This window comes from Rossellomorea yichunensis (assembly GCF_032337515.1).
GTDB lineage: Bacteria > Bacillota > Bacilli > Bacillales > Bacillaceae_B > Rossellomorea > Rossellomorea yichunensis.
On record NZ_JAVYAD010000005.1, the window covers coordinates 16,982 to 39,405 of the forward strand.

Here is a 22,424-nt window from a genome sequence, read left to right on the forward strand (position 1 = left end):
TTCCATTCTTACTCAGATTCCATCAAGCGTTTTCTTAATCTCATCAAGGGTCTACTGCCGGCCCGGCACTTCACCAGCACATATGTGTCTTCATCCAGATGATTCAAAATCGTTTTGTCCATCCCTTTAATACTGGTAAAAGGATGCACGATGATATCCTGACTCTCCCTTGCTGCCTGCTCCGCTATATACTGCGCTTTCTTTCCATACGTGATCAGGACATCTATGCCACATTCCACCACGTATTTTCCGATTTGCTTGTGTACATCCTTTGACTCTGCGCCAAGCCTCTCGATATTTCCGAGAAGAGCAACACGTTTCTTTCCTTTTCCTATAATAGAAAGTGTTTTAATGGCTTCTCTTAAAGAGGTAGGGTTGACGTTCCAAGTATCATCGATGATGGTTGACCCGTTCCGTCCTTTACACAGTTCAAAGTGCCTTTCTATATTTTTAAAGCTACTTAACCTTCTGATTCCCGTTTCAATGTCTTCCCCGAGTTCTATCGCTGCCCGTAAAGCAGCCAATCCATTGTAGACGTGATGCTCTCCGATTTCTGGGATAAAGGCAGGGTATTCTTTGCCGTTTGCTTGTAAGATGAAACGGGTTCCTTCTTCACTGATGGATATTGAGGTTCCCCTGAAGTCGGAATGCTTATGGATACTGAAATAATGAACGGTTCCTTTATACTCCTCCAAGCTGATTTTAGAAATGTTCGGATCATCTGCATTTAAGAGTAGCGTTCCTTTATTCTGCAGTCCTTCAAGCATTTCCGCTTTAGCTGCAAGGTATCCTTCGAAGGTCTTGCAACGATCAAGGTGGTAACTTCCGATGTTGGTAATAACCCCGATGTCCGGTTGATAAACCTTACAGTGATACCGTAGATCACCCGGTCCGCCCAAGCCTGTTTCGAATATACCGAAGTCTGTGCTTTCATTTATCTTCATCAGGTATTCAAAAGACCTATGGGGGGCGTTATCATTCCACTCCGTTGAAGTGACAGAATGATTCTCCTCCATAATATGTGTGAGCATCTCCCGGGTCGTTGTTTTCCCGCATGTCCCCGTGATGGCAACAATCGGGAGTGAGCATATTTTCCGGTAGCCTGTTACAAACTTCATAAAGGCTTCTCTTACATTTTCTACTTGAATGATGGTCAATCCCTCATCCTCGTTTACAGAATCTTGGTCATGATCTGTTATCACGGCACAAGGAGCATTTCTTATCATTCTCTTCCATTTTTTCTCACTGATCGCCTTCCTTTTATCCATGAAAACCAGTGTATGACTCTTCTTTAACTTATGCTGATGGAATATTATCGCATCATGGATGTTCATATTTTCAGAACCACTTACCAGCCTTCCATTTAACAGCCTTCTGATATCCGTTAATTTCAGCGTAATCATTTCGTTCCTCCTGCTCATCTAGTAATCTAATCTACAAACATCAAAACATCTGTATATTTCCTTGACCTGCTTTCTGTTTTCTTAAAACCGTAAGATAAGAAGCACTCTAAAGACATTTTCGTACAGGAAGCTTTAATCTTTCTCACATTGAATTTCTTCACGTAGTTCAATCTCGTTTCAAAAAGTTTTCGATAGATGCCCCTCCGTCTGTACTCCCCCCGAACATAATCACTTTTAAATACCGCCTTTCCATGCTTCTCTCTTATATAACAAGAAACAAATCCAGCCATCTCTCCATCCACTATTGCACAAAACCATACAGATCCCGGCACGTCATTAACCCTCATTCCATCTTTACCAGCAAGTAGAATGAGAGGCTCCAGCTCCTTAAATGTGGATTTCTCAATCGATATATTCATGGGAATCACCTCTCTTAATCTGTTAACCCTCTTCTATGTATTAATATATGTACAAGTTTTCACTGAGGAAACGGCTAAAGGCTATTTATATAAGGCTGTTACCACAAGATGGCTGTTCCTAGTGGTTGTCAAGAAATCGGTTGAGTCGAAAAGCGGTTGAGGTTCAGAAAGACATCCGGCAGTGAAAATGCATCATTTTGTCCTAAAGGGACACTTGTCCATAGCAGAATTACCTCCCCTTGAATTAACTATAGAAAGGAGGCTATGACTACATGGGAAGTACTATACTTTCTTATAAAAAACTAGAAGCATTAATAGAGAAGAAAACGAAACAATGTCCATTCCTTTCCCTCTCCTCAATCGGCAAATCCATTGAAGGTCGGGACATTTGGTGTGTTACGATTCAAAAGCCTGCCGATTCCGGAACAAAAATAGTTCAAACAAGGAAAAGCTCTTTAGGGGGACGCAAGAAAACGCCAATCGTCATTACCGCTTCCATTCATGGACATGAAGCCACCGGATCGACAGCTTTAATGCGTTTTTTGAATAAGATTCAAAAAGATGGCGATAGCACGAAATGGCTGGATGATTTGATTATATTTTGTGTCATTTGCTGTAATCCAGACGGATATGTGCATAAGACACGCTATAATGCAGAGGGCTTTGATATAAACAGGGATTTCATTACACAATCACAGCCTGAAACAGAGAGCATCGTCAATCTCATTGTGAAAGAAAAGCCTGCCGTCGTATTGGACTTGCATGGGTATGTATGGAAAAAATCCTCTCACATTGGATTGATTGAACCCTGTACCCCACCCCACAACCCGGCTTATGAATATGATTTATATCTGAAGGGCGCACTGCCCCTTGCTCAGCGCATGGAAGACTTTCTAATTGCAGAAAAAGAAACGTTTTCTTCTAAGAGGTTTAAGTCGTTAAAAGGGACATTCATTCCTTACCGTGATGGAAAAGGTGGATGGGATGACTATAGTCCATATTGCTGTTCGATGTATTCGATGCTGCATGGTGCGATTGGGATTACCATTGAATCACCGAGCCGTTCAGAGGATGGCATCACCTGGCTTCTTTTAGCTCTTTCAGCTGCTCTTACCCATATTTCAAAGCACAAAGAGGAACTAAACAAAAATCAAGCTGCCTTTTTCCAGCGTGGAATCAAGAATGTTCATCCCACTCACTCACAGGACTTTTTTCCAAAATACTACGTACTGACAGAAAAGAACGAACGCCATTCAGAGTTCAGGAAACTAAAGCGACATCTTCAGAAGAATGGAATAAAGCTGTACTCCTCTACGAAAGATTTCACGTATGAAGGACATTCATTTTCAGCAGGCACCACCATTGTCCCAATGAATCAAGCACGAGCGAATATAGCTTACTGTTTCCTCACTAAAGGGGAAGATCTCTCGTCAGGATCTGAAAGAATATCTGAATTTTGTTCCTGGAGTCTTCCATTAAGCTGGGGGGTCAACTGTCACCCTGTATTTGAAAAGGTAGATGCAGGTATGAAACCCTTCAAATATTTGAAAAAAAACTCTAAACCTAAAGAAACAAGCGCAGGTGCACCTGTTTCTGTAGGCATTCTTATAGATGATGGCCTTTTTCATAAAAAGGCTCATTCAGGGCTGAAGCTTGCCCTGCAGCAAATGAATATTCCGTTCCAGGAATTTAGAGCGAAGGATTTAGCTTCAGAAGAAGCATTATCCTCTGTGAATGTTCTTATTTACAACGGGTATGAGCACTTATTTTATCCACCATCAAACATAAGAAGCCTTTACCGCGATTTCGTACTCGATTCCCCCGCTCAACAGGAAGCCTGCCGGAATAACCTTCATGCCTTTGTAAAAAAGGGTGGAAAAGTGATCGGAATAGGTGCTGGCGCTTCTAAAGCCTTAACCTCTATTCTTGAGCTGAGTGAAGCTGAGGTTCATTCTGGCGGCTGGAATAAAAATGCATTATTGCAGATCCACTATGAGAACCATCCCATAACCAAAGGATATCACGCTGAAGATACCGGTTTTGTTTACCGGCCAGCCTGGTTTACGAATACCGGCAATATGAAGGTGGTCGCAATATATAAGAATAATCCTGATTCGTTACTTGCAGGCTACTGGCCTGACTATGATCAAGCACAAGGAAAGGCTGCCATCATCGCAAGCCTTTCGGGAAATGTCATTCTCTTTGGGTTGGAAATTTGCTTCAGGGGACACACAAGTTATCTCTATAGACTTTTATGGAATGCCATTTATTCATGAGTTGAACGATGTAAAAAAGGCGATATACCTAATCACAAGTGTCGTTCCCCCAACGGGACGACCATCATTTACTAGTAAGGAAGAAGATATTTTAAAGGAGGTTAGTCAATTGATTCGAATTGGAATGCTGCACCACCGAAAGCATCCTGATAGTGTTATTAAATCATACGCTTATGCAGCTGTTGCCAAGGCAGAAGGAACGCAGATGGTCTATTTTTCTCCAGGGGGAGTAGATTTTATAAGGAAAACCATTTCCGGATTTGAATATAAAGACGGAAAGTGGGTGGAAGGAACATTTCCGTTTCCTGATGTTATCTATAACACAGGAAGCCCTGAAAAGCTTGCTAAATCCAATGACGTTATTCAGAAGCTGAAGAAGACTATTCCATTTACCACCCATTCGATCGGCAATAAAATGGCGGTTTATAAACGACTGAAGGAAGCTGGAGAGTTCACACAATATTTGATTCCCTCAGAAGTAGTAAGAGGGACGAATCACTTCTTTTCTTTTTTGGAAGCTTATCGGAAGATTGTCTTTAAACCTGTAAACGGGCGTAAAGGTATATCTATTATTTATATTGAACGTGTCGGAAATGATTTTAGAGTGTTACTGAACACGGACGATCATCTTTTTTCCTATGATGAATTAAAAGTATTTGTTTCAGATCATATTCAAGAAGAGGAATTTCTCGTCCAGCCTTATATCAATTGCCGGACAAAAGATGGAAGCGTATTTGACTTTCGGCTTCACGTTCAAAAAGACGGTGATGGGAAATGGGTCATTACCTCTATCTATCCGAGGATCGGCGCACCGGGAACGATTGTCTCAAACATTAACAACGGCGGTTCGATGAATTATCTGGTTCCTTTTTTGAAGCAGGAATTTGGAAATCATGATTACTTTAACATTAAGCGCTATTTAGAAAACTTTTCTTTGCTCCTTGCCCGGCATTTGGACGAATTGCAAAAGGAACGTTATTCAGAAAGTATTGATGAGCTTGGAATTGATGTTGCTTTGGATGACCTGGGGAAAATATGGATCTATGAAGTGAACTGGAGACCAGGATGTCCCCCGACCTTTTATCTTGAGATGGATGTTGTCAAAAACACCATACAATACTGCATCTATTTAGCCAAGGAAAAATCCAAGTAAATAATGAAAGGAGGATTACTATGGATAAAGATTTCTCCGTTGAAAGACCGATCATTGCTGTAACCGGAAGCTCAGGCAAAACAACTACCAAATCATTCATCGCGTCTATTCTCAGAACCCGCTGGATTATCTTCGAATCCAGTGATTATTGGAACCGGACCGACCATACAGAAAAGCACCAGGATGAAATCAACTTCATTCATCGGGCTATTGTACTTGAGTATGGAATGGCGTTTCCCGGCGTAATCCAAAAGCATTGCAAGATAATCCAGCCTAACATAGGAGCGATCACCAATATCGGTACTGCCCATATTGGCAACTTCAATGGCGATATCAGGGGAATAGCTGCTGCTAAATCGGAGCTTATTAAGGGAATGGATCGTGATGGACATTTATTCTTAAATGGAGATGACAAGAATTCAAAGCTTCTTCACACTAAGAATTTCACAGGAGTACTGAAGAAGGTCAGCATTCATTCCCCATCAGATTACCAGGCAAAAAATCTGCGCTACAGCGTGGAAGGTATCAGCTTTGACCTAAAGCTTTCTGGTAAATCACATACCTTTTCCATCCCATACCATGGAGAATTTTATGTTTACAATGCCCTTCTCGCCATCGCCATTTCGGACCTTCTCGGCTTTAAGCCTGAAGAAATTAAACAAGGATTGAATGAAGTTAAGAAGCCAAAGCACAGGCTTGATGTTATGCAGCTGAAAAGCAATATCACGCTGATTGATGATACAGTCCATGCTTTCCCTGATGCCATGAAAGGAGCACTCGACGTACTTACGAAATTGGAGGGTGAAAAGAAAGTGGCAGTTCTGGGAAGTATGGCAGGCTTTGGAGACAAACATGAAGCCGTTCACAAAGAAATAGGAAGATACGTCGCTGAGAAAAAGATTGATTACCTCTTTACCTATGGCAACCTTTCCAAAAATATTGGAGCCGGCGCAAGAGAAGCTGGTATGAACAAACAGAGAATCTTTCACTTTAACCGACATTATATGAATGAATTAAATGCTAAACTAGAAAAAATCATCCAACCAAACTGGACGATTCTGATTAAAGGAGCAAGCGGCCTTGAGATGGTGGATACGGTGGAATATTGCAAGAAGATTTTTGGTTAACATCCTACGGATTGAACACCATCTGAAGAGAAAAATTCATATAAAAATGATACGCCTTGTTTAAAGCCGCTAAAGCTTAAACAAGGCGTTTTCTTTACTAGGTACACATTTTTTGACTTGTACATGAAAAAAGGGAGGAAAATGCACACCCTCCCTTTTTCTTATTGAATGACCGTTGTAATCTTTTCCTTCGGAGACTCTTTAATCCAAAACTGAATTTCTGCAGCTGCTTTCTTCGCGTTCGCCTCAGCTTCTATTGCTGTATTTCCAACAGCGGTTACATAGGCGTACCGGTGTCCCATAGACAAGGGCGGTGTAATCACTGATCCTTTACGGGGCTTGACATAAACTTCTACTACCCCCTGGGAGGCAAGGGCTTTTCTTTTTCCTGTAACTTTCTCGAGTGTCCCTTTTTTCTCCACCGTGACGTACTGCATGTACACATTCTTTTGAAACTTAGGCGTTAAATCCGGATCATTCCCCAGCGCCATTTTCAACATTTCTTCAACCAGATTGATTCCATAGGCTGCTTTGATCATATTATTCATTCCGGCACCTGAAATACGTGCATTTATTTCAATCAACTTCCACTGATTTCCTTTGCGGCGAAGCTCTAAGTGACAAGGTCCGGTCTCGAGCCCATGCTTGGCAACGATCTCTTTTATCGCTTTCATCAGACCATTTGAAAATCTTACCCCTGGATTCAGTAATAATTTATAACCCATCACGATAAAGCGTCTATTATACTGAATATCCTGTTTGATGATTGCCATAATATGAACCTTTCCTTTGTGAACCACCACTTCCACCAGATACTGAGGTTCCGGAAGGTATTCTTCTATTAATATCGGCTGATTTTCATAAAGGGTACTCAACGTATTATACCGCTTCCGATACTCTATTAGATTTCCAACCTTGTACACATCTTTAGAGCCGGTAGATTTTGGGGATTTCATGACCAAAGGAAACTTATTCTTGATTTTCGGTTCTAACTCCTTACATTCTGCCTTTGTTACAACCGTCCAATATTCTGGAGTTACTGATGAGTTCTTCAGCAGTTCCCGTGATTGAATTTTATTTTGAATATTTTTCATTCCTTCAGTTGAAAAATGATTTAAATTAAAGTGATCGGCAAGAGTACATGCTGTGTAGCTATGGGGATCGACATAGCTCACAATAGCGGAAATTTCTATCCCTTTCAAAATTAGGGCTTTTACTTCCTTTTGCAGTACTTTCATATCACTGAGATTACATAATTTCATCAAATGGACATCGGGAAATTCCTCCCGCTTCGCCACAAAATTTGGTCTTTCAGTGAACAGGACGGTATAAAATCCAAGTCTGTCTGCCGTCTTAATTGCTTCCCTGCTTGAACCTGACTTAGTGGTTTCTATAAAGATGATAGACTTCATTCAAGGTACGCTCCTTCATTTATCATATTCTCTTTCAAAGCTCAGGATGGGTACGAGCATTGCATTACTGTACAGTTTATTCTGTTGATACTTTGGGGGTGTAGGCTGATTCAATGATGATACCCCTAAATATTTTATATATGTAAAGAGCCGCTTCCCCTCTATTCACTCTATCCTTGCAGGTGGTAGTCAAGCTGTTTCGTTTTTTAACAGGAGTCTAGCAAATTCTCGTCCAATTATCTGTTTTCACCTTTAGTTGCCCATACTTATCAAAAAACAGCTCATATACTGAGTAGAGACTAAACACATAAAGGAGCTGCTTTTCCCCCATGAATGAATACATCCTCTATATAGGTACAAACCAATCAGGCTCCCCACGGGACGGTATTGAAGCAGGAAAAAAATTGGGCTACTCCACTATTCTATTTACTAACCGCAGGAAGTTTATAAGAGAAAGAGAACTCTTTCAGGATGTCGACGAAATGTACGAAGTAGATTTAAGGCATGAAGAAGAAATCAGGAGAGAAATATCTACACTTCAGCAGGAAGGAAAGAAAATTGCGTGCATAATCAGTTTTCTCGATTCTTACGTTTATGTAGCAGCCCGGCTGTCTAATGAATTCTGTGGAACCGACATTTCCTTGGAACCGATTGCTGATTGTATGGATAAAACAGTGCTCCGAACGAAACTGACCGGAAAAGAATATTCTTCTGATTTCATTAAAATGGATCCTCCCTTTTCTAAAGATGGTGTAAAGACCTTCTCATATCCTGTAGTATTAAAATCACCCGTTTCTAACGGGTCAAAGGATGTCCTTCTCATTCGTAATCAAGATGAGCTGACTGCAGGCATAAAAAAATTAAAGCGAAAAAAACCTCCAAGTCTTCTTGTAGAAGAATACTTAGAGGGACCTCAATACTTAATAGAAGTGGTCATCAAAGAACGCAAGCCCGTGATCACAGTGGTCGTCAAACAGCAAATCGACTATCATAAACGATTCATTGTCACCGGGTATAGTGTTTCACCCGTATACCATCATCCGGTACTAGTCAGAAAGGTTGGAGAGATTGTCAATGACCTTGGCTTTGTTAACGGAAGCTGTCATTTAGAAATGCGGCTGGTGAAGAATAAATGGAAACTCATTGAAGTCAACCCTCGAATCTCCGGGGGAGCAATGAACAAAATGATAGAAGAAGCATATGGACTGAGCATAGTGGAGGAAACGTTAAGGGTATATCTTAGTAAACCTCATCATAGCGAACGCAAATGGGAAAAACATATCTACACCTACTACATGACTGTCAACAAAACTGGCAAGCTGTTAAAAGTGATTGGAAAAAACATGGCAGAACAACAAGAAGGCATCATTGAAGTATATATAAAACCCAAAAATGGAAAAACACTTCGCCCTCCAACTTCCATGGGGCATCGTTATGGGTATGTTATGGCGAGCGGGGAGTCCGTGCAGGAATCAGAGAGGCGTGCAAAAGATGCCTCTAAAGACATTCAATTTTATTTAGAATCAATCTAAACCGTTATATATGCACTACACCACTTTTCCAGACTAAAATACACTAATGATAAGAGACAGGTGAAAGGAGGATTTAAGGCGATGATTTGTCATCACGATAGCTGTATATGCGTAACCCTGAATGAATTATTACTGGAACAATTCCAATTGGCCACTCAGAAATTTAAGTTCATTTGTGAATACGACAAGGTAGACACCATTCCATTTATACTATACACAAAGGAAGATAGCGAGCCGTTTCGAGCACACCTCCACACCAACTGCACCATATTCTTTAAGCTCATCGATATAGATGATGGCTGTGCAACACTGAGTCTACTGGTCGGAATGGATATAGACGGATACATTACCGACGATGTCGATGAATTATTTACCCTATATCAAACCGACAAATGTATCAGCATCGACTGCAACTGTTTTCTCGGAATTCAGCCCCTTCCTCCGAAATTAGTCAACCGGAAGCTTCCGGATATCGAGGAGCGGGGAATGGAGTTTGATCGGGAGTGCGATGATAAGTAAGGATAGGGGTTGAATCTAATTTTTTGGGTTTTGCTCTTTTTATGGGTGACTAGAGCCAATTCAAGGACTCCAATCACCCTAAATCCATTAAACGCGGGACAATCTGTTCAATACAAACTCCTCAACTACTTCTGCTACACCATCTGCCATATTAGAAGCTGTAACAAAATCAGCTTTCTCTCGAATATCCTCAGGAGCATTTCCCATCGCAACGCCAAGACCGGCGAATTCAATCATGGTAAGGTCGTTATAGCTGTCTCCGATGGCAATGACCTCTTCTGCTTTAATGCCCATTGGCTTGATCAGGTAGTCAAGGCTTGCCCCCTTCGTCACGCCCAGCTGCGTAAACTCCAGGAAGAATGGCTTGGAGCGCATCACACTCAGTTCACCTTCCAGTTCGGCTTGAAGCTTTTTCTCGACGTCTACCAATCGACCGGCTTCTTTTAACATGAGTGCCTTTACAACAGGCTCCTGAATCGCTTCTTTAAAGTTTGGAACGACCTTTACAGGCAGTCCTGTCAGTTCACTTTCAATAGAAGCAAATTCACTTGGTTCTTCTACAACAATCGCATCATCAGCATATGTCAGAATGCCAACCTCTTCCCGTCTACTTAAATCGTATAAGCGATGAACCGTTTCAGCTGATAATGTTCGACTGTATTTCTCTTCGTTTGTCTTGCAATCTATTATTTTCGATCCATTGAAAGAAAGAATATAGCTTCCATATTGCTCAAGCTTCAGTTCTTTTGCAACCCATCTCATTCCAAACGTTGGGCGGCCGGATGCCAGAACAACTTTCACTCCCGCTTCCTGTGCCAGAAGCAAAGCATCTTTTGTACGCTTTGAAATCGTTTGGTCATCTCGTAATAATGTATCATCTAAGTCCAGTACAATCATTTTATAATTCATCATGAAAAATCCTTTCAGGAAATCTGATTTATATTATCTTACTATAACATCTATCTAGTAGTATGAAAAAGAAAATAGACCACCGTATCGGCAGTCTATTTCAAGTTTACATGGTCCAGATCCCATTTTCTAATGGTAAATCGAGCCTGATTTGAGGATCTGAAAAGTACAGTATCGTTATTTGGTGATGGATAGAATCGGCTTGTAAACGTTTCTTCTCCTTCATTTATAAATACTTCAATAGAGGAAGTGTCGACAAACACCCTCAACGAATCTAAATTCACCACTTTACATTGCCTCTTCTCTACCACTCCATTTACATAGCTTTTGCGCTCAAGAGTCACTATCTTTTCCCCGACAGAATAAATGAGCCTGCATCCATCTCCAATGGAAAGATCAAACCACCCTTCAGAAAAAGACAGATCCCTGATCTCCATTTCAAACGCTTTTCCATTTACACCATTGAGTTCCCGGCTTTCTTTATCCAATACAACCTTGTGTTCTATAGCTTCTCCTGCTCTTAAATCCCGTAATTCTTCAAGGGGAACTTGTCTCACTTTACCGTTCACAAACTTTAACTCCCGAGGCAGAGTCATCGTATGAAGCCATTTATGTTCAATGGTGGGATGATCCTGTTCATTTTGATCAGGTACACTCATCCAGGCAAATAGGATACGGCGTCCTTTGTCATCGACTGTCGTTTGTGGAGCATAGAAGTCAAAGCCGCGGTCCAATTCCTCGAAATTCCCATGTTTAAACGTTCCTGTAGCTGAATCAAACTGACCGGCAACATAGCCTGCCTGATATACATTCTGATACTTCATTCCAGAAGCTTCAATTCCCTGCGGGGAGAAAATTAGGATGTCCTGATCTCCTAACTTAAAAAGGTCTGGACATTCAAACATATAACCGAAATTGGCAAGTTCCCCCTGCCCTCCGCCGGTAAGAACACCCCGATACTCCCAATCAAGGAGATCCTCCGATTGCAATAAAGCGACAGCCCCCTTTAACTCTGTTGTCTGTGCACCTACGACCATAAAATACGTTCCATCTTGTTCCCACACCTTGGGATCGCGAAAATGGGCTGTAAATCCTTCCGGTAAGTGAACGACAGGGCCTTTCTTGTCAAAATGAATGCTGTCTTCTGAAAGAGCTAAGCACTGATAAGATTCCCGATTCCTTTCCTCGTCCTTTACGTTCCCTGTATAGTAAGCATAGATTTTCCCGTCATGCTCTATGGCACTTCCGGAATAACAACCATTTTTCTCATACCATTCTGCCGGCGTGAGGGCGATGTCTTCATGCGTCCAGTTCATTAAGTCCCTTGACGAGTAATGCCCCCAAAACTTTGCACCATGTCCGGTTTTAAAAGGCATCCACTGATAATAGAGATGATAGACCCCTTTGAATTGGATGAATCCGTTTGGGTCATTCAAAAGCCCTACAGGCGGCATGAGGTGATAATGAAGGCGGTATGGATCCTGCTCTACAACACCCTTGTGCTTTTCCATTTCTTCATAGGCTGTTTGTCGCAATTGTTCATCTCTGGTCATCAAGCCTCCCCCCTCTTCAGATGATGGTTTACTTCCTTTAAGGAAGGCAAAGCAGTCATTGCCCCTTTGGTTGAGGCAGCAAGTGCACCGGACACGGCTGCAAACTGAGCCATTCGTGCTGCTTCTTCAATTGATAAAGATTCAATATCCCCAGTGTATTCATGTACTGAATAGAGGATCCCGGATACAAACGCATCCCCTGCCCCGGTTGTATCCACTGCTTTCACCTTCATGGCAGGTACATACTGCCGAGCATCTCCTACGTACACAAAGCTTCCTTCTGCCCCCATCGTGATAATCAAGAAAGGAATATTGTATGCTTTCAGTTTGGCTACCCCTGCTTCAATCTTCTTTTCACCAGTGATAAATTCCAGTTCCTCCTCAGAGATCTTCAATACATCCGCTTCAGGCAGCATGCTCTTAATCGTTTCTCGGGCGCTTTCCTCAGAATCCCATAATCCTAATCGTAAATTCGGATCATACGAAACCAATAAGCCATTCTCTTTCGCCACTTTCACAGCATGATGCGTCGCTTCCTTCGCCGGAGAGCTGATCAGGGAGATGGAACCAAAATGAAGGATTTTATGAGTTAAGAAATCCTCTTCGTCTATATCATTCACCTGGAGGAATCGGTCGGCACTCGGATCAATATAAAAGTCAAAGCTGCGCTCCCCGTCTTCTCCGTTCGTAACAAATACCACTCCCGAACGGGCATCAGGAGTTAAAAGCATCTGATTGGTCCGAACCCCATATTCCTGAAGAGTCTCTTGCAGGAACCTCCCTAATACATCATCTCCCACTTTTCCTGCAAAGGTGGACCTCGCGCCTAATCTAGCGAGTCCAACTGCTACATTCGCAGGAGCTCCTCCGGGACTTTTTTGATAGGTAGTATTTTGTTCGTCCAGAGGGATGAAGTCTATCAGTGCTTCACCCAGTGAGATAATTCCTTGTTTCATATCGAGTTCCTCCTCGTTCTAATGGATTCTACTTTAAATATAGCAAATCCTTACTAGTCAGGTGACTAGTAAGGATAAAGATTTCTATTTTGCTTCTTCTTTCCAACCCAGTAATAAGGTTGCTGCAAATGCGCCTGCTACAGCGATGATAAATCCGATTCCATAGTTGAGTGGATCTTGAGCAATTGCGAACATCGGAATACCCGTTAGTCCTATTCCGTTCGCCATCACTTGAGTGAATACCACGTATGCTCCACCAAGCGCTCCACCGATGGCTGCTCCTATAAACGGACGGCGATGCTTCAAGTTAACCCCGAATATCGCCGGCTCTGTAATTCCCAGGAAAGCAGACACGGCTGCCGGTACAGCAATTTCCTTCGTTTTCTTATTTTTCGTTTTAAAGAAGACAGCGAGTGTTGCCCCACCTTGTGCGACGTTCGCCATTGCCCAAATCGGCAGCAAATAGTTTCCGCCGATGTTTGATAACAGCTCAGCCTCGATGGCATGGAAGCTGTGATGAACACCGGTTAATACGATCGTTGAATACAATCCACCGAATATGAGTCCCGCTATCAGTCCAGCTGTGTTGTAGACAACATCCAGAACCGTTGTAATTCCGTTACCAAGGACTCTTCCAAGTGGTCCAACGATAAGCAGGGCGGTAAATCCTGTGAAGATGACCGTCAAGAACGGTGTCACCAATAAATCAACGGTATTCGGTACAATTTTGCGTAAGCCTTTTTCAATCTTTGCCATTAAGTAAACGGTTAATAGTACAGGAATAACCGTACCTTGGTATCCGAGCATTTCTACACCAAATCCGAAGAAATCAAGGGTGTCCGGCTGGGCATCGGCAAGACCCCACGGATTCAGTAATGCAGGGTGGGTCATGATTCCCCCGATAACAGCACCTAAATAACCATTCGCACCAAATTCCTTCGCAGCACTCATCCCTATCAAGATCGGTAAAATGATGAAGGCTGCAGAAGAGAACATGTCCAGCATAACGAATAGACCGCTTTCAGGATCGACCCATTTATATGTTCTCATCAGGCCAAGGAGCCCCATTAACATACCAGCCGCTACGATTGCCGGGATGATCGGTACAAAGATGTTTGAGAGTGTACGGGCAAAACGGGCAAACGGGTTCATCTTCCGTTTTGCTGCATCGCTGTGAGTCTCACCTGTTGGAGACTTATCTTCAACAGATGCACCAACAAGAGGGCCGAAATGTTCAAATACTTTGTTTACATTCCCTGTCCCGAATATTATCTGGAACTGACCGGAGCTTGAGAATGCCCCTTTCACACCATCCAATTCCTCGATGGCACTTTTATCTATCTGACTTTCATCGTCAATCACGAGACGAAGACGCGTCGCACAATGAGTGGCACTTACAACATTATTCTTGCCGCCCAATAACGGGACAAGCTGTTCTGCAACTTCACGATAGTTCATCATGAATCCCTCCTGTTTTTTTAAAAAAATATTTAATTAAAAAGACTCTTTTCTCAAAGATTGTTGATTTTACATATGGTCTGCTCGGGCTCTGTCAATCAGAGAGTTCTGGATGGTGAGGGGAACTGCTTCGCTTTCCGCGGACGTTCGGCCGAGCCTCCTCAGCTTAGCCGAACGGGGTCTCGGCACGACCGTACTTCCGCAGGAGTCTACGCAGTTCCCCTCACCATCTTTAAGAGTTTGTCGTGACAGAGCTAAAACATGTCACTGAACAATGTAACAAAAGCAAAATCCTCCTTCCTTAATAGGAATGCTATCTTTGATCACCTTAAATGAGGTTGTTTGCTAAATTTCTTGTTTTTTATTTATTCCTATTTAAGGATTCATACTAAGTTGATTGGAGCGGAAGGTGCTCGACTCCTGCGGGAATTGCGGGAAAGTTGAGACCCTACAGGGCAAAGCCCGAGGAGGCTCAACTCACGCCCCGCGGAAAGCGAGCACCTGCAGCGGAAATCACCCAACACTAGCTTATGCACAAGCAACAAAGTTTCAAAAAGAACCTTTAAAAGAATCAATAAAAAAAGACCTAGTACCCTTAAGAGGATAGAGGTAGGTCAAAGAGAGACGCTTACCATTATCGTCTTAAAGATTCTAGGTCTTGCCTGCATGAACAGTAACAATCCTACTGTATGAAATTGATGAGTTTATTCTACAAGATGAAAGCGATACCGTCAACCATTTACTTTATGAGGCGTTCGATATGCAGAGCGATATACGCAACCTCTGATGGTGGGAAGTCAATGCTGTATTCTTGTTGCAGATACTTTGTAATTTCCTTTGAGCACTCGTAAGCCCTTTGGTATTTCATCTGTATGAGTTCAAGCATGTCTTCATCAATGGGATCAAACTGGTCTCCCTGCTCAATCCGATTTAATGCAAAACGGAGATGGGTGATCAATCGTTGGTAGTTGATGCTCGACTCTTCTACTTTTATGGACAGAAGGGACTCTACCTGCTCGACAAATTCCCTCAGAATCGTTGCGTGCTTCAATGATTCGCTCATAGACGGGGCATCCATCTTTGCAGTATGAATATGAAGGGCAATATGAGCCGCCTCATCATCAGGGATTTCGATACCGAGTTTCCGCCTGATCTCTTCTTTTGCCCACACTCCGACTTCAAATTCCTTTTTATATAGGAGCTTGATTTCGTTCAAGAGCTTATTTTGGATTGGGATTCCTTGCTGCAGTCTTTCAAGCGCAAATGAAAGGTGATCCGTCAGTGCAATATGGATATGATCGCTAAGAGGGGCATTTAAATGCCCCTCTGCAAAGCTGATGATGTTTTCAGCGATTTCAATATGTTCCTCCGGCAAGGTTGCCAGGAGCTGCTGGAATTTCTCTGAGGATTGCTCATGAAGGACAAAGATCTTTTCAATTTTGTTCTTGGGGATGATATCATTTCTCTTCTTCTGAAAAGCAATCCCGCTCCCCATCACAATTTTCTCCTGCGGCCCGTCCACCACTACAACAGCATTGTTGTTTAAAATTCTAAAAATACGCATAGATGTCCTCCGTACAGTTCATTACTCCTTATGTTACCACGATTCAGCGTAAAGATAACATGTAAAGTGTGCAGAGCAAAGATTTTCAAATGAGAGTGGAAATAAATGTTATTATTGTCTTAATCTATAGTATCAGGAGTGAATGTCATGTTGTTCAAGTTAAGAATCCTATTTTCGACCATCGCTATCGCCTTTGCCCTGTACGGGTTGGTAAGTGAGGATCCACCTGAGTTCATTACGACCATCATGCTTCTTTCTTTAGTGCCATGATGTTTGTGTTGGGGCTTTCGAATACAATTCCAACAAGAAAGCTTCTGCTTATTTTTCATTTATTGCAGCAGTATTTGTAGGGTTTGTCAGTATTTATTCCCTCTTCTAAGACGTTCACAAGAAATATGATATGCTGAAAGAAAAAAGGAAAGCAGGAAGAAAATGATTTCTACATACTTTGAAAAAATCCAGGAAAAATTACATGTTGTTCAAACCGAAGAAGCTGAAAAAATGGCAGAGCTTGCTCAAAAGATATCTTCTTCCATCCAACAAGATGGAATTATTCAGCTCTTCGGATGCGGTCACTCTCACATCCTTGGAGAAGAAGTGTTCTACAGGGCAGGTGGACTGGTTCCGATCAATCCGATTTTGATTGAGCCGCTCATGCTTCATGAAGGAGCAGTACGATCTTCTCAGTTAGAAAGAGCGAAAGGGTATGCGGGTGAGTTTATGAATGCGCAAGATATTCAGCCCCATGATGTGGTGATCGTTCTCTCCACTTCTGGAAAAAATCCCGTTCCCATCGAAGTAGCTCTTCACGCCAAAGAAATGGGTGCTTATGTTGTGTCCATCAGTTCCTTTGATTACGTAGAGAAGGAGATGTCCCGACATCCCAGTGGTAAATTTCTGAGTGAAGTAGTGGATCTTGCCATTAATAATCACTCCGTTGTAGGAGATGCAGTGCTGACTGACCCAAGAGTGTCTGTCCCATTCTCTCCATCTTCAACCGTCATCGGCGCGGCGATATTGAACAGCGTCATGGCAGGTGCCATTGAATATATGGTGATAGACGGAATTGAACCGCCTATCTTCATCAGTGGAAACGTGGATGGCGCAGATGATCATAACGAAAAGTTAATTAAAAAGTATCGCAAGCGTATTCCTCTGTTAACAAAAGGATTATAGAGAAAAAGAGTAGGAGCCCATTAAATAGGATTCCTACTCTTTTTTAAAGTCTGTCCAAGTTGATTTTGAATTTATATTTATCAGCTCGATAAATCGATCGTACTAACTCAAAAGGGGTACCGTCTTCTAAAAATGAATCTCGTTGGATAAGTAGCACCGGCTCCCCGCTATTCACCTTTAAATGCTTCGTATCTTCTTCCGTCACAATTGCCGCTTCCACTGATTGAGTGGCATGACTGATGTGAAGGTCCAACTCACTTTCAATATAATGATACAGTGATTTTCCCAATATTTCCTGATTCAATCCTGGCAGCAGCCTCACCGGGATATAACTTGTTTCCAGTGCCATCGGTTCACCATTTGCAAGACGGATTCGTTTCATTGTATACACAAGTTCCTCTTCTTCTAACGAAAGAAGATCCTGAATATCCTCACCGACGGGAGAAATTTCAAAATGTAATAATTTGTTGCCTGGCTCGAGTCCTCGACTCTTCATGTCTTCGCTAAAGCTTGTTAAGCCTTGGAGACTTTGTTCGATTTTTCGATGAGAGACGAATGTCCCTCGCCCTTTTTCTCTATATAACACATTTTTATTCACTAGATTGGTAATCGCCTGTCTCACGGTCATCCTGCTGATTTTGAACGATTCCGCCAACTCCCGCTCAGACGGAAGGGCATCACCCGGTTTTAACTCTTCAGACTGTATTAGATGTTTTAGGTGCTCTTCTAACTGATAATACAAAGGAAGAGGAGAATTTTTATTTACCACGAACGCTTCTCCTTTCGAAATAACGATTTATCTATTATTTTAGTATATACACCCTGTTTATAACAGACAATTATCCGAGGTCCATGTGAAAGTGGCAGACGATTTTGCCAAATACGACAAACCCGTCTGCTCTCTCCATTTATTTTAACTTTCTTAACTCATCGGCAACAAATTCCACATCTGTCCCGACAATGACTTGAAGATTTTTATTGTTTACCTTCATCACACCTTTAGCCCCGTGTGCTTTTAACGCTTTTTCATCTACAAGTGTGACGTCATTGATTTGTAATCGTAATCGTGTGGCACAGTTATCGATCACTGCCAGGTTTTCTTTCCCGCCAAGATCCTTCAGAAAATGTTCAGCCATTATTTCATATTTACTATTTCCACCTGAATTCTCATCTGCTATTACCGCATCTTCATCATCTTCACGACCTGGAGTTTTCAAGTTAAACTTCTTGATCAAGAAGGTGAATATGAGGAAATAGATGATTCCATAAAGAATGCCTACCCCTAATAACAGCCAAGGTTTTTGGCCGATGTTAAAGTTTAAGATGTAATCAAAGGCACCTGCTGAGAAACCAAAACCGTGATGGATGCCAAGCACGTACGTGATGACCATGGAACTTGCTGTTAATATAGCATGAATTCCATAAAGAACAGGAGATAAGAACATGAAACTGAATTCAATCGGCTCTGTAATCCCTGTTAAGAATGAAGTGACGGCTAACCCGATTAACATCCCCGATACATTGGCACGTAAATGTTTTTTCGCTGTCACGATCATCGCAAGGCACGCTGCAGGCAGACCAAACATCATGATAGGGAAGAAGCCTGTTTGGAACGTTCCCGCTGTCGGATCACTCGCAAAGAAACGTGGAATATCTCCCTTTACAATTTCTCCTGCTGCATCTTTAAATGTCCCAAATTCGAACCATACAAGTGTATTCAACACGTGATGCAGACCGACTGGAATCAAGAGACGATTCAGTAGGCCGAACACACCGACTCCCGTAGCTCCCGCACCGATGATCCATTCACCAATGGAGTTGATCCCGCTCTGGATCGGCGGCCAGACGATTCCAAATATTCCTGCGAGTGCAACCATGGACGCAGCGGTTACGATTGGAACGAAACGTCTGCCCCCGAAGAATCCCAGCCAGGCCGGAAGTTTAATATCACTATAACGGTTATATAATAAACCTGCCACGACCCCGGAGATGATCCCCCCGAAAATCGCCATGTTGGAATCCGGATCAAGGGCTTTTAACCCGCCCGTTAAGACCAAATAACCAATGGCACCAGCCAATCCAGCCGTACCATTTCCATCTTTCGAGAATCCGATTGCCACCCCGATGGCAAAGATTAATGCTAAATTTTTAAATATGGCATCTCCTGCTTCGGACATGAACGCGATTCCTAATAAGTCATCCTGACCTAAGCGCAGCAATAATGCAGCTGCAGGAAGCACCGCGATTGGAAGCATGAGTGATTTACCGATTCGTTGTAAGAATCCTAACATATCATTCTCTCCTTTTGTTTCAGTTGAAAGCGTTTAATCAGTCCATATCATATCATCATAAAGGAATAGATGTCTATACCAATTTTATGAATAAAAAAGTTAGATTAATGATTTTATAAAGTTAGATTGCAGTTTCACTACAAATATACTGTTCAAAAATAAACTGGTATAGACATCTATACTATCAGGTGTTATTGTAGAGATGTAAAGTACTCAAGGAGTGATTCCAATGATCTCAAATATAGAAAAGCTGCTTATTCTGGATGGCAACATCTATGGGGAAGATACAGTATATGAAAAAGGGTATATCAAAATTGAGAATGGAATGATCACCGAAATGGGTGAGCGTTCCCAGTTAACCAATACAGAAGAATTCAAAGTGATTTCACTTCCTCATGGGTATAGTGTTGTCCCGGGAATGATAGATATTCATATTCATGGCGTAAATGGTGCCGACACAATGGATGCCACACGGGAAGCTCTCGACACGATGGCCGTGACACTTCCGAAAGAAGGAACCACAAGCTTCCTTGCGACAACGATGACGGAAGCATCCGGTGCAATCGAAAAAGCCTTGAAGGCAACGGCAGACTATATGTCAGACCATCAAAAAAGCGGTCAGGCAGAAATACTCGGCCTTCATTTAGAAGGTCCATTCATAAATCCGGATAAGGCAGGAGCACAGCCTCTGAATCGTATCCAGAAGCCAAATGTCGAAGTGTTTAAAAACTGGCATGCTCTTTCAGGAGAGAATATTAAGTTGGTGACCCTTGCCCCTGAACTTGATGATGAATACGAACTGATCCTTTACTTAAAAGAGAATGGGATTGTCGCTTCAGTCGGTCATTCCAGTGCAACCTATGATCAGATCGGGGAAGCCATCGATGCAGGATTGTCCCATGTTACCCACTTGTTCAACCAAATGTCGGGACTTCATCATCGAGAGCCTGGCATCGTCGGAGCATCCTTCCTTCGAAAAGAATTAATGGTGGAATTGATTTCAGACGGCATCCACGTTCGTCCGGAAGTGGTCCAATTGGCATTCGATCAAATTACAGACGAGCGATTAATCCTCATCACTGATTCCATGAGAGCCAAATGCTTGAAAAACGGCCAGTATGATCTTGGCGGTCAGATGGTGACGGTTAAGGACGGGAAAGCATTATTGGACGAAGACACTTTAGCAGGAAGCGTATTGAAGATGAAAGACGCCTTTACAAATATCCAGGAATTCACTAGGGGAGATATGAGAAGCGCGATCAGAATGACCGCTGAAAACCCTGCCAGACAATTAAATGTCTTTGATCGAAAAGGTAGCCTTGCTCCCCGGAAAGATGCAGATATCGTCATATTAGACGAAAACAAAGACGTATACACAACGATATGTAAAGGAAAAATAGCCTATATTCGAGAGGATGATACTCATGAAACTAATTGAAGTGAAAGACTACCAGGAAATGAGTCAAGTCGCTGCAGACTATCTGTTATCCAAGGTGAAAGAATCTGATAAGCTGACCCTTGGATTAGCCACAGGCGGAACACCACAAGGGCTTTATGAAGCATTGATAAATGACCATAATAAGAACAGGACCTCCTATCAACATGTATCTTCGTTTAACCTGGACGAATACATCGGATTGTCCGGTAAACACCCTAACAGCTACTACCATTACATGAATGACCACCTATTTAAACATATTGATATAGATTCAGAAAACACCCATATCCCTTCTGGAAAAGCCGTCGACCTCGAAAAGGAATGCGAGGCATACGATGAAAAAATCCGTTTACATGGCGGAATCGACCTTCAAATACTGGGAATCGGCAGCAACGGACATATAGGTTTTAATGAACCAGGTACTCCTTTTGAATCCAACACCCACATTGTCGAGCTTGCCGAGTCTACACGTGAGGCTAATGCCCGTTATTTTGACTCGATTGATGAAGTACCTGCTCAAGCCATCACGATGGGGATTTCTTCGATTATGAAAAGCAAAGAAATCCTTCTCCTTGTTTCAGGTGAGGCGAAACAAGTGGCCATGAAAAAGTTAGTAGAAGGAGAAATCTCTGAGAACTTCCCTGCTTCTATCTTGAATCGCCACGAGCATGTCACGGTGATTGCCGATCAAGAAGCGCTGGCAATGGTGAAAGGGTTAGAGTTGTTGAATAGATGAAAGGATGAAGATGTGGAGTGAGTATGTTTAGTCCATGTCAGGAGAGCGGCGGACAATGGTTCGCCGCTTTTATATAGATTAAAACTAAGAATATTATAAAAAAAGATTGACGAACGCTATGAACATTTCTTATAATTAATCTTGACCGATTCACGGGGCATTAGCTCAGCTGGGAGAGCGTTTGGCTGGCAGCCAAAAGGTCAGCGGTTCGATCCCGCTATGCTCCATACATAAAGAGGCGTCCTTATTTGTAAATAAGGACGCCTTTTTTTATGTTTTTAGATGATTGGCGGTTCATCGATTCAGTGACAATGTATGTACGACCGTCGATACTATAACACATGAAGAGATAACGTCTATATATATAAATAACATAGGGTCCGGACGTTTAATCGGAATCTTTTTTCACCATCAATAAATTGACTTTTCTGAATTCTATAAGTAACATTTTCCTTATAAGGAAAAGCTCGCCGATTACATACGCTTCCTTCTTATTATTTGC

19 protein-coding genes and 1 tRNA gene are annotated in these 22,424 nt (G+C 42.3%); 10 read left to right on the forward strand and 10 right to left on the reverse strand.

Translation table 11 applies throughout. The features are described 5' to 3' along the window. Window positions 1–8 precede the first annotated feature (8 nt). Window positions 9–1,403 carry a UDP-N-acetylmuramoyl-tripeptide--D-alanyl-D-alanine ligase gene (locus RSX31_RS14100; protein WP_187443618.1) on the reverse strand — a complete coding sequence of 465 codons (1,395 nt, stop codon included), beginning with the start codon at window positions 1,401–1,403 and terminating at the stop codon, window positions 9–11. A 26-nt stretch (window positions 1,404–1,429) separates the two neighbouring features. Further along, window positions 1,430–1,822, reverse strand: coding sequence for a GNAT family N-acetyltransferase (locus tag RSX31_RS14105; protein WP_148995202.1), 393 nt, complete (start codon window positions 1,820–1,822; stop codon window positions 1,430–1,432). Between the two features lie 272 nt (window positions 1,823–2,094). On the opposite strand from RSX31_RS14105, the gene RSX31_RS14110 reads away from it, so the two are divergent. The 3 genes from RSX31_RS14110 to RSX31_RS14120 all read left to right on the forward strand — a co-directional run bounded on the left by RSX31_RS14110 (window position 2,095) and on the right by RSX31_RS14120 (window position 6,378). Continuing rightward, on the forward strand, window positions 2,095–4,098 hold the full coding sequence (locus RSX31_RS14110) for a DUF2817 domain-containing protein (protein WP_315634967.1): 2,004 nt from the start codon (window positions 2,095–2,097) through the stop codon (window positions 4,096–4,098). Window positions 4,099–4,207: 109 nt separating this feature from the next. Next, window positions 4,208–5,251 carry a YheC/YheD family endospore coat-associated protein gene (locus RSX31_RS14115; RefSeq protein WP_315634968.1) on the forward strand — a complete coding sequence of 348 codons (1,044 nt, stop codon included), beginning with the start codon at window positions 4,208–4,210 and terminating at the stop codon, window positions 5,249–5,251. A gap of 20 nt (window positions 5,252–5,271) precedes the next feature. Continuing rightward, complete coding sequence (locus tag RSX31_RS14120; RefSeq protein ID WP_282139253.1) at window positions 5,272–6,378, forward strand: UDP-N-acetylmuramoyl-tripeptide--D-alanyl-D-alanine ligase; 1,107 nt, start codon at window positions 5,272–5,274, stop codon at window positions 6,376–6,378. 161 nt (window positions 6,379–6,539) lie between these two features. Here RSX31_RS14120 and RSX31_RS14125 read toward each other — a convergent pair whose 3' ends face one another. Beyond that, window positions 6,540–7,790: an ATP-grasp domain-containing protein gene (locus tag RSX31_RS14125; RefSeq protein ID WP_148995204.1), complete on the reverse strand. Its 1,251-nt coding sequence runs from the start codon at window positions 7,788–7,790 to the stop codon at window positions 6,540–6,542. Window positions 7,791–8,119: 329 nt separating this feature from the next. On the opposite strand from RSX31_RS14125, the gene RSX31_RS14130 reads away from it, so the two are divergent. Beyond that, on the forward strand, window positions 8,120–9,322 hold the full coding sequence (locus RSX31_RS14130) for an ATP-grasp domain-containing protein (protein ID WP_148995205.1): 1,203 nt from the start codon (window positions 8,120–8,122) through the stop codon (window positions 9,320–9,322). A gap of 81 nt (window positions 9,323–9,403) precedes the next feature. After that, window positions 9,404–9,841, forward strand: a complete 438-nt coding sequence (locus RSX31_RS14135) for a CotY/CotZ family spore coat protein (RefSeq protein ID WP_148970703.1) — start codon at window positions 9,404–9,406, stop codon at window positions 9,839–9,841. Between the two features lie 87 nt (window positions 9,842–9,928). Here the strand turns inward: RSX31_RS14135 and RSX31_RS14140 are convergent, their stop codons facing one another. From RSX31_RS14140 to RSX31_RS14160, 5 genes are all read right to left on the reverse strand, one after another. After that, on the reverse strand, window positions 9,929–10,750 hold the full coding sequence (locus tag RSX31_RS14140; RefSeq protein WP_315634969.1) for a Cof-type HAD-IIB family hydrolase: 822 nt from the start codon (window positions 10,748–10,750) through the stop codon (window positions 9,929–9,931). A 95-nt stretch (window positions 10,751–10,845) separates the two neighbouring features. Beyond that, the gene (locus RSX31_RS14145; RefSeq protein WP_315634970.1) at window positions 10,846–12,303 is read right to left on the reverse strand and encodes a glycoside hydrolase family 32 protein; all 1,458 of its coding nucleotides are present in this window, start codon (window positions 12,301–12,303) and stop codon (window positions 10,846–10,848) included. Next, a complete protein-coding gene (locus RSX31_RS14150; RefSeq protein ID WP_315634971.1) occupies window positions 12,303–13,259 on the reverse strand; it encodes an aminoimidazole riboside kinase in 957 nt (318 codons plus the stop codon). Before RSX31_RS14150 ends, RSX31_RS14145 begins: the two co-directional genes overlap by 1 nt. 84 nt (window positions 13,260–13,343) lie before the next feature. Continuing rightward, on the reverse strand, window positions 13,344–14,717 hold the full coding sequence (locus RSX31_RS14155; protein ID WP_315634972.1) for a sucrose-specific PTS transporter subunit IIBC: 1,374 nt from the start codon (window positions 14,715–14,717) through the stop codon (window positions 13,344–13,346). A 739-nt stretch (window positions 14,718–15,456) separates the two neighbouring features. Beyond that, a complete protein-coding gene (locus RSX31_RS14160) occupies window positions 15,457–16,281 on the reverse strand; it encodes a PRD domain-containing protein (RefSeq protein WP_315634973.1) in 825 nt (274 codons plus the stop codon). A gap of 147 nt (window positions 16,282–16,428) precedes the next feature. Between RSX31_RS14160 and RSX31_RS14165 the strand changes: the two genes are divergently transcribed. Together RSX31_RS14165 and RSX31_RS14170 are read left to right on the forward strand one after the other, a co-directional pair. After that, entirely contained in the window at window positions 16,429–16,551 is a 123-nt protein-coding gene (locus RSX31_RS14165) for a hypothetical protein (RefSeq protein ID WP_315634974.1), read from the forward strand. 162 nt (window positions 16,552–16,713) lie between these two features. Further along, the gene (locus RSX31_RS14170) at window positions 16,714–17,457 is read left to right on the forward strand and encodes an SIS domain-containing protein (RefSeq protein WP_315634975.1); all 744 of its coding nucleotides are present in this window, start codon (window positions 16,714–16,716) and stop codon (window positions 17,455–17,457) included. 43 nt (window positions 17,458–17,500) lie between these two features. Here RSX31_RS14170 and RSX31_RS14175 read toward each other — a convergent pair whose 3' ends face one another. Both RSX31_RS14175 and nagE read right to left on the reverse strand, forming a co-directional pair. Further along, complete coding sequence (locus tag RSX31_RS14175; RefSeq protein WP_315634976.1) at window positions 17,501–18,226, reverse strand: GntR family transcriptional regulator; 726 nt, start codon at window positions 18,224–18,226, stop codon at window positions 17,501–17,503. Between the two features lie 139 nt (window positions 18,227–18,365). After that, on the reverse strand, window positions 18,366–19,748 hold the full coding sequence (gene nagE / locus RSX31_RS14180) for an N-acetylglucosamine-specific PTS transporter subunit IIBC (protein WP_315634977.1): 1,383 nt from the start codon (window positions 19,746–19,748) through the stop codon (window positions 18,366–18,368). Window positions 19,749–19,977: 229 nt separating this feature from the next. On the opposite strand from nagE, the gene nagA reads away from it, so the two are divergent. From nagA to RSX31_RS14195, 3 genes are all read left to right on the forward strand, one after another. Beyond that, window positions 19,978–21,186 carry an N-acetylglucosamine-6-phosphate deacetylase gene (gene nagA, locus RSX31_RS14185; RefSeq protein ID WP_315634978.1) on the forward strand — a complete coding sequence of 403 codons (1,209 nt, stop codon included), beginning with the start codon at window positions 19,978–19,980 and terminating at the stop codon, window positions 21,184–21,186. Beyond that, window positions 21,173–21,922, forward strand: a complete 750-nt coding sequence (gene nagB / locus RSX31_RS14190) for a glucosamine-6-phosphate deaminase (RefSeq protein WP_148995211.1) — start codon at window positions 21,173–21,175, stop codon at window positions 21,920–21,922. Before nagA ends, nagB begins: the two co-directional genes overlap by 14 nt. Window positions 21,923–22,076: 154 nt before the next feature. Then, window positions 22,077–22,149: transfer RNA gene (locus RSX31_RS14195), tRNA-Ala, on the forward strand. Window positions 22,150–22,424: the final 275 nt, after the last annotated feature.